This is a genomic window from Aquirufa sp. ROCK-SH2, from assembly GCF_054558315.1.
Map to the genome: position 1 here is coordinate 88,159 of NZ_JBPXKB010000005.1, position 17,199 is coordinate 105,357.

Below are 17,199 nucleotides of genomic sequence, written 5' to 3' on the forward strand. Positions count from 1 at the left end.
CTGTGAAAATATTTATCTTTACTACTCAATATTGTATCACTTTGCTTCACTATTATTGTGAGTCAGAGTGGCGAAGCCGTGGAAAGGTAAGAGGTAATAGGTAATAGGTAAAAGAGTTTTCTCTTTTCACTTTTCTCTCTTCTCTTTTCTCTCCTCTCTCTCCAAATGTTAGAACAACTCTTCACCGGTAAAATACGCGTACAACTCTTAACCAAGTTGTTGTTGAATCCTGCCAGCAAAGTTTATTTGCGAGGCTTGGAGCGAGATTTAGGCGTGAGTTCCAATACGGTACGATTAGAGTTAAATAAATTGTCCGACTTAAAATTGATTGAATCCAGTGAGGATCCGGACAATTCCAAAGTAAAAAATTATTCCATCAACCAATCCCACCCGCTCTTTCAATCACTGAGGGGCATTATTCTCCAATTTGTGGGTTTGGATCAAATCATTGAAAACATTTTGAAAAAAGTAGGAAACTTGGAACAAGTTTACCTAACTGGCGATTTGGCTGAGGGCAAAAATACCTCCTTTGTAGATTTGGTTTTGGTGGGAGATGTAGATAAAAGTTATTTATATCAATTGGTTGAAAAAATAGAACCCCTCATCCAAAAGAAAATCCGTGTGGCATTGATTTCTCCATTGGAATATTCTTTGGGTATGTTGGATGATGTGGATAAGAAAATGCAATTGCTATGATGTATGATGTAAGATGTATGACGTATGATTTTATGTAGATACACACGGTCGTGTGTATATGTTGTGATTTATAGAGTATAGCGTATGATTTTGTGTAGATACGCAAGGTCGTGCGTATAAAACCCATATATATACATAGTTAATTTTTGATTGGAATAAAATATAGATTGTCAGTAAACATATTAATTCAAAATAAATGAACATTTTAATTACCGGTGGTGCTGGATTTATTGGAAGTAATTTGTGCGAATATTTTTTAGACAAAGGCTATAATGTTGTTTGTTTGGATAATTTTGCCACAGGTCACCGACATAATATTAGTCAACATTTTGACAATTCAAATTTCAAATTGATTGAAGGCGACATTCGAAATCTAGATGATTGTAAATCTGCAGTTGAAGGAATTGATTATGTTTTACATGAAGCGGCGTTGGGGTCTGTTCCAAGATCTATCAATGATCCCATTACTTCGAATGATGTCAATGTTTCTGGTTTTTTGAATATGTTGGTCGCCTCCAAAGATGCAGGAGTAAAACGTTTTATTTATGCGGCCAGTTCTTCCACCTATGGTGATTCAGAAAGTCTCCCAAAAGTAGAAGATAAGATTGGTAAGCCTTTGTCGCCCTATGCGATTACCAAATATGTCAATGAATTATATGCTGATATTTTTAGCAAAACCTATGGATTAGAAACAATTGGTTTAAGGTATTTTAATGTATTTGGTAGACGACAAGATCCCAATGGAGCTTATGCTGCCGTTATTCCATTGTTTACCAAGCTTTTAATTAATCACCAAAGTCCTGTTATCAATGGAGACGGTAATTATTCCAGGGATTTTACATACATAGACAATGTCATTCAGATGAATGAATTGGCTATCAATACAAGCAATCCGCTTGCTTTGAATACCGTATTTAATACAGCAGTGGGTGACAGAACAACCCTGAATGATTTGGTGAATCTTCTTAAAAAATCACTTTCCACATTTGATTCATCCATCAAGGATGTTGAAATTATTCATGGACCACAAAGGAAAGGAGACATACCTCATTCCTTAGCAAGTATAGAAAAAGCAAAATCTCTATTAGGTTATCAGCCGAAATATAAATTAGCAGAAGGTATCGAACAGGCGATACAGTGGTATTGGCAAAATATTAAATAGATCTAAAACGGATGTATAAATTAGCAATTATTGGATTAGGTTATGTAGGGTTACCATTGGCAAGATTATTCGCTACAAAATATCCTGTGGTTGGTTTTGATATCAATCAAAAAAGAGTGTCAGAATTAAATCAGGGGAAAGATTCCACGTTGGAAGTAAGCGAAGAATTATTATTAGAAGTTCTTAAACCTGTAAATTCCACAGAAAATGGATTATTTAATTCCTGTCAGCTAGACGATTTAGCCAATTGTAATGTTTTTGTCATTACTGTACCCACTCCCGTTGACAAACATAACCGGCCAGATTTAACACCCTTATATAAAGCAAGTGAAACCGTGGGCAAAGTGTTGAAACGTGGGGATATCGTCATCTATGAATCTACGGTATATCCGGGTGCTACGGAGGAAGAATGCATACCAGTTCTCGAAAAGATTTCAGGTTTAACTTTTAATAAAGATTTTTTTGCGGGGTATTCACCAGAAAGAATAAATCCAGGTGACAAAGAACATACGGTTGAAAAAATTTTAAAAGTAACCTCTGGCTCTACGCCAGAAGTAGGGGAAAAGATAGATCAATTATACAAAAGTGTTATCATAGCAGGAACACATTTGGCGCCATCTATTAAAGTAGCGGAGGCTGCCAAAGTAATAGAAAATGCACAGAGAGATATCAACATTGCATTTGTGAATGAATTGGCAAAAATATTTAATTTAATGGAAATTAATACCCATGATGTATTGGCTGCGGCAGGTACAAAATGGAATTTCTTACCCTTTAAACCAGGTTTAGTAGGAGGCCATTGCATAGGAGTGGATCCTTATTATTTAGCGCAAAAAGCACAAGAATTAGGTTATCATCCTGAAATAATTTTGGCAGGAAGAAGGATTAATGATAGCATGGCTGAATATGTAGCTGCTCAAATTATTAAATTGATGATTAAAAAAGGTATTTCTATTAAGGGTGCAAATCTGTTGATGTTAGGAATAACTTTCAAAGAAAATTGTCCTGATATCCGAAATACAAAAATTGTAGATTTGATTAATTCACTTAAGGAATACGGAATTAATGTAACTATTTATGATCCATGGGCAAATCCTGATGAAGTTAAAAGAGAATATAATTTGAATCTTTCCTCAGACTTGATGGATTCAAAATTTGATGCGATTGTTACAGGTGTGGGACACGATATTTTTAAAAGTTTTAACATAAATAATTTAACTAAAGAATCTACTCTGATTTATAAATTGAAAGGTGATTTGTGAAAAAATTAATGGTAGAATACTTTTAAGATTTTGATTGTTAACTTTTTGTAAAATATTGATTTTGGAAAGGGTATTGATTGTACTTTGAAAGTTATGATTAAAACATTTATTAGTAAATTCATCGGAATAGAAGATAATATTATAGAATAATTAAATGCAAAATGGAGGTCATAAACGAATAGTTAAAAATGCATCTATGTTATACATAAGGATGTTTTTTACTATGGCGGTATCATTGTTTACTTCTCGGATTGTTTTAAATACTTTAGGGATTATTGATTTTGGAATTTACAATGTAGTTGGGGGTGTAGTCATTATGTTTGCATTTTTTAACGGCACATTGGCTTCTGGAACACAAAGGTTTATTACGTTTCATTTGGGTAAAAATGAATTTAAGGAATTAAAAAATGTGTTTTCATTATCAATAATTATTCATATTGGAATTGCTTTGACAATCTTGATTTTAGCGGAAACTGTAGGTTTATGGTTTTTAAATAATAAATTAAACATACCTATTGATAGAAAGGATGCTGTTCAATGGGTTTATCAGTTTTCGGTTTTTGCAAGTATAATTTCTATTTTACAAGTTCCTTATAATTCTTGTATCATAGCACATGAGGATTTTAAAATATACGCTTATATCAGTATTTTAGATGTTTGTCTGAAATTGTTATTGGTTTATTTCTTGTTATTATCAAAGTATGATAAACTGATTACATATTCTTTATTAATTTTTACCGTAAGTAGTATAGTTCTGTTGATTTATTGGAAATACTGTAAAAAAAAATACTTAGAATGTAGTTTCAATTTTGTTTGGGATAAAGAGCTACTAAAATCTATGATAGGTTTTTCTGGTTGGAACATTTTTGGATTTATGGCTTTTACAGGAGCTAATCAAGGAATAAATATTCTTTTGAATGTTTTTTTTGGACCTTCTGTTAATGCAGCAAGAGCTATATCTTACCAAATAAGTTCCTCTGCAAATTCATTTGTTAATAATTTCCAGTCAGCAGTTTCTCCACAAATTGTTAAATTGTTCGCAGAAAATAAAATTGAAGAACTAAAAAATTTAGTTTTTCAAAATGCTAAGTTTGCTTTTACACTGCTTTTTTTTATATGTTTACCAATTTTTTTTGAACTTGAAACTATATTGTATTTATGGTTAAAAATTGTTCCTGAAAAAACTGTATTATTTTGTCGTATAATTCTTTTCCAGAGTTTGTTATATTGTATTAACAGACCATTTATTTTGGCGATTCATGCGGTAGGTAAAACAAAATATATAAATCTCACAGGAGGGGCTATTTTGTTAATGGTTTTTCCCATTTCCTATCTTCTGTTAAAAGCAGGACTCCCATCTTATGTTCCTTTTATCGTTTATATATTTGGGACATTCGGTGAATTTTATTTTGATTTATATTTTTTAAACAAATACATAAATCTATCTAAAAATGAATTTATAGGAAAAACAATAATTCCAATATTAAAAGTTTTGTTAGTTTCAATAGCGCTTACAGCATCTGTTTTTTACGCCATAGAAAAGAGTTTTATTCGCTTTTTCTTTGTTTGTTTTACCTCTAGTTCTAGTATCCTATTAAGCACTTATTTTTTTGCTATTGATCAATTTACGCGGAAGAAAGTCGAATTTTTTGTAATTAAAAAAATCAATGTGATTATTGAAAAAGTAACTAAATATTCTCCATTTAATGGTAAAATTTAAAATATGTTTCCATAATATGTTCAAATTCTTATCAATTTGAAATTTTTAAGTAAAAAATGAAAGTTAAAAAAAAAATATTACTAGTTTTTGGTACTCGCCCTGAAGCAATAAAAATGGCACCACTAGTATTAAATTTTAAAGACAATTTTGATCGATTTGAAACATTTGTCTGCGTTACAGGTCAACACAGAGAGATGCTAGATAGTGTTTTAAACCTTTTTGGAATTGTTCCTGATTTTGACTTAAATATAATGAAACAGGGCCAAGATCTTTATGATATATCAGCAAGAGTTATATTGGGAATGCGCGATGTATTACTAGAGTGTAAACCAGATTTTGTTTTTGTACACGGAGATACTTCGACTTCAATGGCCGCAGCTTTATCTGCATTTTACCAAAAAATACCAGTTGCCCATATTGAAGCTGGTTTAAGAACACACAATATATATAGTCCATGGCCTGAAGAGATGAATCGACAATTAACAGGTCGAATTGCATCACATCATTTTTCACCTACAAAATTGAGTCGAAATAATTTATTAGAAGAAGGGGTTGATAAAAGTAGTATAACGATTACAGGTAATACAGTTATAGATACATTATATTTAGTAATTGAGAGAATAAACAGAGATAAGGTTTTATCACTTAACCTTCAAAGTATTATTAAAACTTCAGGGTATGATACTTCAAGATTAGATGAAAATCGTCGATTAATACTTATTACAGGACATCGTAGAGAAAATTTTGGAGAAGGATTTATTGATATTTGTAAGGCAATTAAATTTTTATCGCATAAATATCCAAATATTGATTTTGTATATCCCATGCATCTCAATCCCAATGTTCGAAAGCCTATTTATGAAGTGTTTGGTAAAGAAAATTCATTATTGAATATGTTTTTTATAGAACCTTTGGAATACTTAAGTTTTATTTTTTTAATGGAACAAAGTTATATTTTACTTACTGACAGTGGAGGTATACAAGAAGAGGCTCCAAGTTTAGGTAAGCCCGTATTAGTAATGCGTGATACAACTGAAAGGCCAGAAGCACTTGAGGCCGGAACAGTAAAACTTGTTGGTACAAATTATAATACCATAATTTCTGAGGTATCTAAGCTTGTGGATCAGCCAGAATATTACGAAAAGATGAGCCGTGCTCTAAATCCATATGGAGATGGAATGGCTTGTGAAAGGATTGTAAATGATAAATTTCTGCAGCAGTAATAATTTAAAAATTCTTTATATTAATTAAGTTTTGAAAAAAATACTTTTTATACACGATAAAAATTTATCTTCTTTACCCCCATTGATGGCGATTATTGATTCATTAATAGGTAGTTATGAGTTAACATTTATAGTTAGAGATCATGAAGATGTAATTGAAGAATTGTATAAAAATAAAAATATTAAATTTATCGCCTACAATAAGCCTATAGTTTCTAACTCTTTATTTTTTAGGGCTGTAAGACGGTTGAGAAGGATTTATTTTTTTAGATATAGTTTGCCTTTTAAAATAAAAAAAAGTCGTTTTGACTTAGTTTGGATTGCTTCTGCTGAAGCAGCTATTTTTTTGGATAAACCTATACAAGGTGTTAAATATTTTTTTAATATTTATGAATTATATGACACAAGGACTGAAGTTTTGACAAAAATAAAATCTATTGCTCAATTCGCACATAAGGTTATTGTTCCTGAGTATAATAGAGCCCATATGTTGCGTTTTTGGTTAGAGTTAAAGCAGACTCCAAATATAATTCCAAATAAACCAGCGACTCTTCCACAGACTTCAGTTGAAATACCAGATCAAATAAAGGAGTTTATTAAAAAGAAAATAATTCTTTATCAGGGATATATTAATAAGTATAGGAATCTTAACGCTCTGTGCGAGGCAGTTACTAAATTACCGGATTATGTTTTGATACTTATGGGGGTTAGTAATGACAATTATTTAATTGAACTAAAAAGTAAGTTCCCCAATATTGTCCATATAGGATTTATTCCACCTCCATTCCATCTAAACATAACTAGTCATGCACATATTGGTATTGTTACTTATGAATATAAAGATTTGAATGGCATTTACTGCGCACCTAACAAAATTTGGGAATATTCTGGATATGGAGTTCCAATGTTAGCAAATAACATTCCAGGCCTATTTTATACTGTTGGGAATGCTCGTGCGGGTTGTTGTGTCGATATGAATAACCCTAATGAAATTAGAGAAGCTTTAATACAAATTGATGGTAACTACGCCGTTTATAGTGAAGCTGCAAAAAAAATGTTTGACAGTGTAAACATCAAAGAAAGTATTCTTTCGCTTGTGAATGAATGTATTTAATTTTACTTATTGTCAAGATTTTATAAGAATAGAGCAAATTGGATTTACAAGATTATGTAACAGAATCATCTTGATTTGGTAGATTTTGAACTAGAATTATGATTAAAAATAAACAAGATTATCATTATTATTTATCAGAAGACAAAAAAAGATTGGGTTCTTTTTCAAAGCCTATTATTGAATGGATTTATTCAAGTGAAAGATGGTACATTTGGTTATTTATTAAAAATTTACGAAAACTTGAGTATCTTAAAAATACTCATTCATCCATTTGGGGAAATTTATTGTATAGAATCCAATTAATACGATTTTATAGAATCATGCATAAAACGCAAATATACATTTATCCAAATGTGGTAGGACCTGGTCTTTGCATCCCCCATTTAGGTTATATGTTAATTTCTTCGGATGCTGAAATTGGAAAGAACTTTACCATTAGACCTGGGGTTGTTATCGCCAGTAATTTAGGGACATCAAACACTAAATTAAGAAAAGTTGTAATTGGGGATAATGTGGAACTTTCATCGGGTTGTTATGTTTTGTGTAAAAAAATTGGTAACAATGTGACAATTGGGGCTAATGCTGTAGTATCAAAAAATATTCCAGATAATCATATAGCATTTGGAAACCCAGCCGAATTGTACCCTAAGCCTTTAATCTAAATATTATATTATTATGAATTTATCTTTCAAAGATTTGAAAAACAATTTAAAGAAAGATTACAGTCAATTATCTAAAATAAAAGTTGCTCTTTTAGGTGATTCATCTACTCAGTTTCTAGCAATAGCAATTCGTGGATTAGGTATAGAAAAAGGATTTTTTGTCGACTTATTTGAAGCAGATTTTAATCAGATAGAGGGGCAAATATTTAATCCAAATTCAGAACTACATAATTTTAATGCTGATTTTGTGGTAGTTTTTCAATCTACCCATAAATTATTGTCAAAATATAATAAAACGCCGATTGAAAAACAGATTTTATTAGCTGATGAACGTATTAATTTTTTAACTCAAGCAGCTAATTCGATACAAGCACCAATAATATATTTTAATTATCCCGAAATTGACGATTCTGTTTATGGCAGCTACTCGAATAAAGTAGAAAGTTCATTTTCCTATCAAATTAGAAAACTTAATTTTGAATTAATGAATGCAGCGAAGTTGCATTCAAATATTTTCATTTGTGATATAGCAAGTTTACAAAATAAATTTGGAAGAAATTTAATGTTTAGCTCTTCAATTTATATTAGTGCAGACATGGTTTTGTCATTAGACATCATTCCTTATGTTGCTTCTAATGTAATGAACATAATTTTGGCGGCGCAAGGTAAATTCAAAAAATGTCTAATACTCGATTTAGATAATACACTTTGGGGTGGTATAATTGGAGATGATGGATTAGAAAATATTAATATAGGGATTGGTTTAGGTATTGGCAAAGCATTCTCTGAATTTCAGCAATGGATAAAAAAGCTTAAAAATAGAGGAGTTATTATTGCAATTTGTTCCAAAAATAATGACAAAACGGCAAAAGAACCTTTTGAAAAACATCCAGATATGATTTTGAAATTAGAAGATGTTGCGGTTTTTGTTGCAAACTGGAATAACAAAGCTGATAATATTCGTCATATACAATCAGTTTTAAATATTGGGTTTGATTCTATGGTATTTTTAGATGATAATCCATTCGAGCGTAATTTAGTTAGGGATAATATACAAGGCATTGTAGTTCCTGAGCTTCCTGAAGATCCTGGAGAATATTTGGAATATCTGTATAGTTTGAATTTATTTGAAACAATTTCTATTAGTACAACTGATGCAGATAGAACCAAGCAATATCAATTAGAAGCGGAGAGGGTTTCGATTCAGGCACTTTTTATTAATGAATCCGATTATCTTTCAAGTTTGCACATGGTATCATCAAATGAAGAAATAAATACATTTAACATACCAAGAATAGCACAACTTTCACAAAGAAGTAATCAATTTAATTTGCGTACGGTACGTTATAATGAAAGTGATATAGAAAAGATGGCGAGGAGTGACAAATTCAAAATCATGCCTTTTACTCTTTCAGATAAGTTAGGTCATATGGGGCTTATTGCCGTGATAATACTAGAAATAATAAATGAAGAAACCTTATTTATTAATACTTGGTTAATGAGTTGCCGTGTCCTTAAACGGAGTATGGAGAATTTTACACTGAATTCTATAGTTAAATATGCACGAGACAGTGGTTTTACTCAAATAATAGGCGAATATATAGCTACCCCAAAAAATGAATTAGTGAAAGATCATTATACTAATTTAGGCTTTAAAAAATTAGATAATAAAAATCAAAATCTATTCTCATTAAATGTGTTGTTATATCAAGATAGAGAATGTTTTATTAATGTATTTAAAAATTAGAAATGGAACGAAACCAAATATTATTACAAATTCAAGAAATATTCAGGGAAGTATTAGATAATGATGATATAATTCTTTCTGAAGAAATTGCTTCAAATGATATCGAAGATTGGGATTCCCTAACACATATCATGTTAATAGTTGATTTAGAAAAAAAATTCAAAATAAAATTTTCTTCAAACGAAATATTAAACTGGAAAAATATTGGAGAAATGATAGACTCTATTATTTCAAAACTTTGATATATGCTGCCTAATTTTAAATTTAATCATATCGGGTATGTGACTTATAGTATAGAATCAACTGCTTTATTTTATAATAATGCAGGATATTCCTTAAGCAAAATAATAACTGATACTACACAAAATGTAAAAATTTGTTTTTTGAAAAAAATAGGGGAACCTACTATAGAATTAGTTGAACCAGTGGATGAGTTATCATCGGTTAATAAAATTTTAAAGAAATCAGGTGTGGTACCTTATCATATTTGTTATGAAGTTGATGATATTTTTGTTGCATATGATGCACTTTGCCAATTGGGTTTTACACCATTATTTAGACCAGTAGAAGCTATTGCTTTTAATGGAAAATTAATTTGTTATTTTTATAAAAAGGAGATAGGCTATTTAGAATTATTAAATTCAATTTAAGATTTATGAAATTTAATAATAATTATAGCTTTCAATTACGTATATGGATGTAGTTTGTGCCTCCGACGAAAATTTTATCCATCATTGTTTAGTGATGTTAAAATCTTTATTTAATAAAAACAGTGGATTAAGAGTCTGGTTAATTTCAGATGGCCTTTCTTCAAGTGTTAAGAAGCTCGTAAAAGATCGGATAAAGAGTTATGGTGGATCTATAGAAATTCTAGAAATTTCAAACGAGATGTATGCTACTTTCCCAATGCCAAAGAATAATTTAAATGGTCATATATCAAGAGCAACTTATCTTAGACTATTCATAGGAGAGTTGCTTCCTAAATCGATAAATAAAGTCATCTACCTTGATTCAGATATAATTATAAGAAATAACATTCATGATCTTTGGGATGTAAATTTAGAAGGTTTTGCGCTTGCTGGGGTTAGGCAAATTTTCAATGAGGATATTGATAGATTACGTTTAAATATACCTTCAAGATATGGGTATATTAATGCCGGTGTTTTGTTAATTAACTTGGAATATTTAAGGAAAATTGATTTTCTTAAAATTTGTATTGATTATGTTAATAAAAATAGTGATTGTGTATTATTTCATGATCAGGATGTTTTAAATGCATTATTATTTAAAGAAACAAAATACATCAGTCCTAATTGGAATGCTACTACGTTGATTTTCCATCCTTTAATATTCTTTAACAAAACTGATTTTCTTAAAGGCTGGTTAGGTATTTCAGGTAAATGGAGTGATTTGAAACAAATTCGAAAAGATCCAAGTATTGTACATTACACTTCGTTTCCAAAACCTTGGAATGGATTTAGTAAACATCCGTTTGCTAATGATTACATATTTTTTTCTGAAGAAAATAAGATTTGCCTTAGATTAAAAAATTTATGGGCCTATTTCCATATGAAAGTGGTACATAATGTAATTCAAACTATTAAATGGGTTTTAAAGTTAGGAAATTGACCTATTGTAAATTTAGTAATGTATATTATAAATAACTTCATATATGTGTTTAATCACGTAATGAATTTTAAATTAGTTTAAATGGCACTACTTAAAAGCCTAATGGAATTTTCGATGTATTAATTTTAATGATTGCAAAAGAATTATTAAACAAATTTCTATCTAACTAATTTTTTGCAATTCAATTTCATGTGATATGATTGTTTATTGGGGCATGTTTTTTGTTTTAGTTGTATTAAACCTGATTTTTTCTTCAGCGGAAAAAGGTAGTAAAATGACATTGATTTTTTCTTTCTTTATTATTTTTCTTTATTTATCCTTAAGAGGTGATTTCGCAGGTGATTATTATTCTTATGAGGACATATATAATTTAAGTAATACAATTTCAATAGATGAGGAATTACCTTTTACTGAAAAAATTGAGTTAGGATTTATAATTTTGAACAAAATATTGCCTAGTTATAGATTTGTAATAATTTTTCTATCTGCATTCACCTGCTACACATATTTTACGTTATTCCACAAATACATTTTACCACAACATTACTTTTTCGGATTCATATTAATGGCCATGTGTGGAGGATTTATGTTATTTTTTCAAATGTCGAGCTTGAGAAATGCCATAACCATAAATATTTTATCACTTTCCATTCCATATATTTTAAATAGAAAGTGGGGAGCATACCTTATATTAATATTTATTGGATCCTTTTTCCATAAAACGATTTTAATTTTTATGCCTTTGACCTATTTTATTTCTAATCCAAATAAATTTACTTTTAAAACCAAGTTAATATGGTTTATAAGTGCTTTAAGTTTTTCTATTTTATCAAAAATAACTCTAATTAATTCGATTGCTCCTTTAATAAACTTGTATTTTGACAAATATGCAGTTTACACTTTAGCAGCAGAAGATATGTCAAATAGTTCTTCAATTATTTTGTATTTTTATGTATTTATTACACTTATTTTAACACTTTTAATTTCTAAATATATTAAGTTAAGACATGAAATTATTATTATTAAAAATTCATTACTTTTTATTTTGGCACTTTTGCTAGGCGCATTAAATTTTAGAATGAGTCATTATTTTGCACCATTTTTTTTATTATCTATAATTATAGTGTATACTAGAGTAAAAAATCGTCAATTGAAGTATGCATACATTTTAATTAATTTATTTTATTTAACTTATTCTTTCTATATCTTCACTAAAGATCAATACTTTTCTTACAGCAGTTATTATACCATGTTTAATAATTTATATTGATTAATACTTATTCATCATTTTCTTATTTAGAACTACTTACAAGGAACAGGTATATTAAGTTGATAATACTTATTATACTTTGATAAATATGAAAAAAATCATTTACACAGGTTCTTTTCGTTTCCCAGCTGTTGATGCATCTTCTGAAAGGGTTTTGAATAATGCTAGGATTTTGAGTGAATTAGGCTATGAAGTGATTTTTTATAGTTTTGGTGGGCCAGTTTTGAGTCAAAATTTAGAAGATTCTGATTTTGGTTATTACCAAGGTTTTAAATACGTTGTTACCAACGACTTAGACATTGTTGAGAGGAATTTATTTAGTAGGATTATTAATTTTTTGATTAGGGGTACTAATGCGTTTAAGTTAATTTTTTCGTCCTCCATAAAACCTGATATCATAATCACATATAACCCAAGTTTTTATTTTTCATTGCGAATTTTAAAATTCTGTCGTAAAAGGAAAATTCAACTTATTTCTGACTTAACAGAATGGTATGATCCTAATGAGTTTTTAGGAGGAAAATATGGCTTACCCTATTTATTGTATGGTATAAATATGAAAATTATTCAGAAGCTAGTGAGGAATAAAATTGTTATAAGTAGTTTTTTAGATTCCTATTATAGAAATTCAAATAATATCATTTTACCTCCTCTTTTAGATCCTGCAGATGAAAAATGGTCTATTAAAGAGCAAGTTTTACCCACTTTTGACGGAGTTAGAATTATATATGCAGGAACCCCCACGAAAAAAGATCTACTTGAAACTATCATTGACGCCGTAATTTTATGTTTAGAAAAAGGATTAAAACTTCAATTTGTAATTGTGGGTGTTAGTTTAAGTGAAACTTCTAAATATGTTAATTACAATAAGATCCAATTATATCCCAATCATATTTGTTTTTGTGGACGAGTACCTCAAAAATTAGTCCCAGCTTATTACAATGCTTCTAACTTTTCTATCTTCTTAAGAATACCAAATAGGAAAAATACAGCTGGTTTTCCAACAAAATTAGTTGAATCTATGATGGCGGGTTGTCCTGTTATTTTAAATTATACAAGTGATATTGGTGAATATGTTATTGATGAGTATAATGGTTTTGTCGTTTCAGATTTCAGTACAGATTCTCTTTTTCTAGTATTAGAGAAAATTTGCAATATTTCAGTTAGGGAAATGGATATTTTGAAATCTAATTCGTTAAAATGTGCAAATGAAAATTTTTCATTTAAACAACATATTTCAAGAATGGATTCATTTATTCAAAACATCTATTAACAATTAATTTTATATCAAATTTTTAAAATGATTTTAGGTATTGATGCTACAAATATTAGATCTGGTGGTGGGCTTACTCATTTAAAAGAAGTTTTAGAAAATGGCAATCCAATTGATTTTGGATTTGAAAAAGTGATAATTTGGTCCAATAATAGTACATTGAACAAAATACCTGATAAGGATTGGTTAATAAAAAAAACACATTATTTATTGAATAAATCATTTATATGGTCATTTTTCTTTCAATATTTTTTCTTTTCTAAAATTTTAAAGGAAGAAATGTGTAGTATATTATTTGTACCAGGAGGAACCTTTTTGGGAAGATTTGAAAACTACGTTACTATGAGTAGAAATATTTTGCCTTTTGATAAAAACGAAGCTCGTCGTTTTAAGAATTTAAATACAAGGATAAGGTTATATATATTAAATCTGACTCAATCATATTCATTTAAACGTTCAAAAGGCTTAATCTTTTTGACTGATTTTGCAAAGAATTGTGTATTAGGTCAAATTAGATCGGTTAATAATTATACAATAATACCCCATGGAATTAATATTAAATTTCAAAATAATCCTAAAGAACAAATAGCTATTACCAATTACACATTTGAAAATCCATTTAAATTATTATACATTTCTATTGTTAATGTTTATAAGCATCAATGGAATGTTGCCACTGCAGTAATTAGACTTAGAGATGAAGGGTATCCTGTTGAATTAGAATTAATTGGGAATTCAAATTTTGAATCATTGAATAAATTACAAAAAGTTTTAAAAAATGATCGAAAGAATGTAGTGAAATATTTGGGAATGATTCCATATGAAGAACTTTCACATTTTTATCATTCAGCTGATGCGTTTGTTTTTGCTTCTTCTTGCGAAAATATGCCAAATATTTTATTGGAGGCAATGTCGTCCGGACTACCTATAGCAAGTTCTAATAAGGGACCTATGCCGGAAGTTTTAGAGGATGCTTGTTTTTATTTCAATCCATTAGATGTAGAAAGTATATATTTATCAATAAAGGAATTATTAAATGAACATGATAAAAGATTATTATTTGCCAATAAATCTTTCAAGTTATCGAAAAATTATAATTGGTCAAACACGGCAAGTTTAACATTCGAATATTTATCTAAACATAAAAATGATTAATAAAACACTCCTTATCACCGGCGGAACAGGGTCTTTCGGAAACGCCGTTTTAAACCGATTTTTGGATACGGACCATTTCAAAGAAATCCGTATTTTTAGTCGGGATGAGAAGAAGCAGGATGATATGCGTACTGCGTTGAAAAACGATAAATTGAAATTTTACATTGGAGATGTCAGGGACATTGCGAGCGTGGATAAAGCCATGCAGGGTGTTGATTATGTTTTTCATGCTGCGGCTTTAAAACAAGTCCCTTCCTGTGAATTTTTTCCTTTGGAAGCAACTAAAACCAATGTATTTGGCACCCAAAATGTGATTGATTCTGCTATCAAGCATCAGGTGAAAAAGGTGATTTGCCTAAGTACCGACAAAGCAGCGTATCCGATCAATGCCATGGGAATATCAAAAGCATTGATGGAAAAAGTGGCCGTTGCGGCTTCTCGAAATGCTGGAGAAACAACCGTTTGTTTAACTCGTTATGGGAATGTGATGGCATCTAGAGGTTCTGTTATTCCTTTGTTTGTAAATCAAATTAAGTCTGGACAAGCATTAACTATCACCGATCCCAATATGACGCGTTTTTTAATGTCTCTAAAAGATGCAGTGGAATTAGTGTTATTCGCTTTTGAACATGGTAATGCTGGAGATTTGTTTGTCAATAAAGCCCCAGCGGGGACAATTGGAGATTTAGCTAAAGCTTTGTTGAAAATTTGCCAAGCAGACAATCCTGTCCATATCATTGGGACAAGACATGGTGAAAAAGTATATGAGACGCTTTGCACCAGAGAAGAAATGTTGAAAGCAGAAGATATGGGCGATTTCTATCGAATTCCTGCAGATAATCGTGATTTGAACTATAATCAATATTTTTCTGAAGGTGCAACAAAAATGGCACAAATAGAAGATTATCATTCTTCCAATACAGAACAATTGGATATTGATCAAATGATTGCTCTTTTGTCTAATTTACCTTTCATTAAAAAAGAGGTATTTGGCGAAGATGTGAAAGAATTATTGGTTTAATGCTGCATATAAATGATTAAAATAGGAATTACAGGGCAGCATGGTTTTGTCGGGAACCATCTTTATCAAACACTAAAGCTGTCACCAGAAAAATATCAATGCATTGAATTTGATAAGTCATTTTTCTTTGAAGAAGATTTATTGAGGAAATTCGTTTCGCAATGTGATGTCATCGTGCATTTGGCAGCAATGAATCGCCATCCAGATTCCAAAGTAATTTATTCAACCAATGTTGGTTTGACGGATAAATTAATTGAGGCATTGATAGCTACTCAATCCCAATCTCAAGTGATTTTTTCTTCTTCCACCCAAGAAGAAAATGGGAGTGATTATGGTTTGTCAAAAAAAATAGGAAGAGAAAAATTAGCTCATTGGGCAGAGAGTGGTGGTGGGAAATTGGTTGGAATGGTGGTGCCCAATGTTTTTGGACCTTTTGGGAAACCAAATTACAATTCGTTTATTTCTACATTTTGCTATAAACTAACGCACAATGAAAGACCTAGCATACTGACCGATAGTGAAGTAGATTTGATTTATGTAGGTGATTTAGTGAAAGAGATCATAAGTGCCATAGATCAGCGAATGAATGATAAGGTACATGTTGTGCCAGCATCAGTCAAAATCAAAGTGTCTGAGGTATTAAGGAAGTTGGAATCTTATCAAACTATTTACCTAGAAAAGGGGCAAATCCCTTCACTTGCCAATATTTTCGAGGTTCAATTGTTTAATACGTTTCGGAGTTTCATGGAATTGGAAGGGTATTTTCCGAAGAAATACATACAGCATACGGACCAAAGAGGTTCTTTTGTTGAAATTATTCGATTAGAAGTGGGAGGCCAAGTTTCGTTTTCTACCACAGTTCCTGGGGTTACTCGAGGGAATCATTTTCATACGAGAAAGATTGAGCGTTTTTCAGTGATTAAGGGGAAGGCCTTGATTCAACTTAGAAAAATTGGAAGTACAGAGGTATTGGATTTTTATTTGGATGGGGAGAATCCTTCTTATGTAGATATGCCTATTTGGTATACACATAATATTAAAAATATTGGGGAGGAGGTTTTATATACGAATTTTTGGATCAATGAGTTTTATGATGAAAGTGATCCCGATACGTATTTTGAGGTGGTGTAGATGTTTCTTGTTTCTCGCTGATTTTATTTCTCGCAGATGAACGCTGATGTTTTTCACAGATTTTATTTCTCGCAGATTTCGCGGATTTTATTTTTCGCAGATGAACGCTGATGTTTTTCGCAGATTTTATTTCT

General features: G+C 30.3%; 16 protein-coding genes. All 16 read left to right on the top strand.

Features of this window, described 5'->3' with window-relative positions:
* The first annotated feature begins 165 nt into the window (after positions 1-165).
* The 16 genes from V7S79_RS11160 to V7S79_RS11235 all read left to right on the top strand — a co-directional run bounded on the left by V7S79_RS11160 (position 166) and on the right by V7S79_RS11235 (position 17,065).
* Positions 166-696, top strand: coding sequence for an ArsR family transcriptional regulator (locus tag V7S79_RS11160; RefSeq protein WP_459490670.1), 531 nt, complete (start codon positions 166-168; stop codon positions 694-696).
* A 196-nt stretch (positions 697-892) separates the two neighbouring features.
* Positions 893-1,858, top strand: coding sequence for an SDR family oxidoreductase (locus V7S79_RS11165; RefSeq protein WP_459490671.1), 966 nt, complete (start codon positions 893-895; stop codon positions 1,856-1,858).
* 11 nt (positions 1,859-1,869) lie between these two features.
* On the top strand, positions 1,870-3,120 hold the full coding sequence (locus tag V7S79_RS11170; RefSeq protein WP_459490672.1) for a nucleotide sugar dehydrogenase: 1,251 nt from the start codon (positions 1,870-1,872) through the stop codon (positions 3,118-3,120).
* A 223-nt stretch (positions 3,121-3,343) separates the two neighbouring features.
* Complete coding sequence (locus V7S79_RS11175) at positions 3,344-4,840, top strand: MATE family efflux transporter (RefSeq protein ID WP_459490673.1); 1,497 nt, start codon at positions 3,344-3,346, stop codon at positions 4,838-4,840.
* A 56-nt stretch (positions 4,841-4,896) separates the two neighbouring features.
* On the top strand, positions 4,897-6,063 hold the full coding sequence (gene wecB, locus V7S79_RS11180; protein ID WP_459490674.1) for a non-hydrolyzing UDP-N-acetylglucosamine 2-epimerase: 1,167 nt from the start codon (positions 4,897-4,899) through the stop codon (positions 6,061-6,063).
* Positions 6,064-6,094: 31 nt separating this feature from the next.
* The gene (locus tag V7S79_RS11185) at positions 6,095-7,177 is read left to right on the top strand and encodes a glycosyltransferase (RefSeq protein WP_459490675.1); all 1,083 of its coding nucleotides are present in this window, start codon (positions 6,095-6,097) and stop codon (positions 7,175-7,177) included.
* A 98-nt stretch (positions 7,178-7,275) separates the two neighbouring features.
* Positions 7,276-7,839 (top strand): LbetaH domain-containing protein, encoded by a 564-nt coding sequence (locus tag V7S79_RS11190; protein WP_459490676.1) that lies wholly within the window; start codon positions 7,276-7,278, stop codon positions 7,837-7,839.
* Between the two features lie 13 nt (positions 7,840-7,852).
* Positions 7,853-9,586, top strand: coding sequence for an HAD-IIIC family phosphatase (locus V7S79_RS11195; RefSeq protein WP_459490677.1), 1,734 nt, complete (start codon positions 7,853-7,855; stop codon positions 9,584-9,586).
* 2 nt (positions 9,587-9,588) lie between these two features.
* Complete coding sequence (locus tag V7S79_RS11200) at positions 9,589-9,828, top strand: acyl carrier protein (RefSeq protein WP_459490678.1); 240 nt, start codon at positions 9,589-9,591, stop codon at positions 9,826-9,828.
* Between the two features lie 3 nt (positions 9,829-9,831).
* The gene (locus V7S79_RS11205; protein ID WP_459490679.1) at positions 9,832-10,236 is read left to right on the top strand and encodes a VOC family protein; all 405 of its coding nucleotides are present in this window, start codon (positions 9,832-9,834) and stop codon (positions 10,234-10,236) included.
* 43 nt (positions 10,237-10,279) lie between these two features.
* Entirely contained in the window at positions 10,280-11,215 is a 936-nt protein-coding gene (locus V7S79_RS11210) for a glycosyltransferase family 8 protein (protein ID WP_459490680.1), read from the top strand.
* 196 nt (positions 11,216-11,411) lie between these two features.
* Complete coding sequence (locus V7S79_RS11215; RefSeq protein ID WP_459490681.1) at positions 11,412-12,485, top strand: EpsG family protein; 1,074 nt, start codon at positions 11,412-11,414, stop codon at positions 12,483-12,485.
* Positions 12,486-12,573: 88 nt separating this feature from the next.
* A complete protein-coding gene (locus tag V7S79_RS11220) occupies positions 12,574-13,758 on the top strand; it encodes a glycosyltransferase (RefSeq protein WP_459490682.1) in 1,185 nt (394 codons plus the stop codon).
* 27 nt (positions 13,759-13,785) lie between these two features.
* Entirely contained in the window at positions 13,786-14,913 is a 1,128-nt protein-coding gene (locus V7S79_RS11225) for a glycosyltransferase family 4 protein (RefSeq protein ID WP_459490683.1), read from the top strand.
* Positions 14,906-15,934, top strand: coding sequence for a polysaccharide biosynthesis protein (locus V7S79_RS11230; RefSeq protein ID WP_459490684.1), 1,029 nt, complete (start codon positions 14,906-14,908; stop codon positions 15,932-15,934). The genes V7S79_RS11225 and V7S79_RS11230 overlap by 8 nt, the downstream gene beginning before the upstream one ends.
* Before the next feature lie 12 nt (positions 15,935-15,946).
* Positions 15,947-17,065 carry a polysaccharide biosynthesis C-terminal domain-containing protein gene (locus V7S79_RS11235; RefSeq protein ID WP_459490685.1) on the top strand — a complete coding sequence of 373 codons (1,119 nt, stop codon included), beginning with the start codon at positions 15,947-15,949 and terminating at the stop codon, positions 17,063-17,065.
* Positions 17,066-17,199 lie beyond the last annotated feature (134 nt).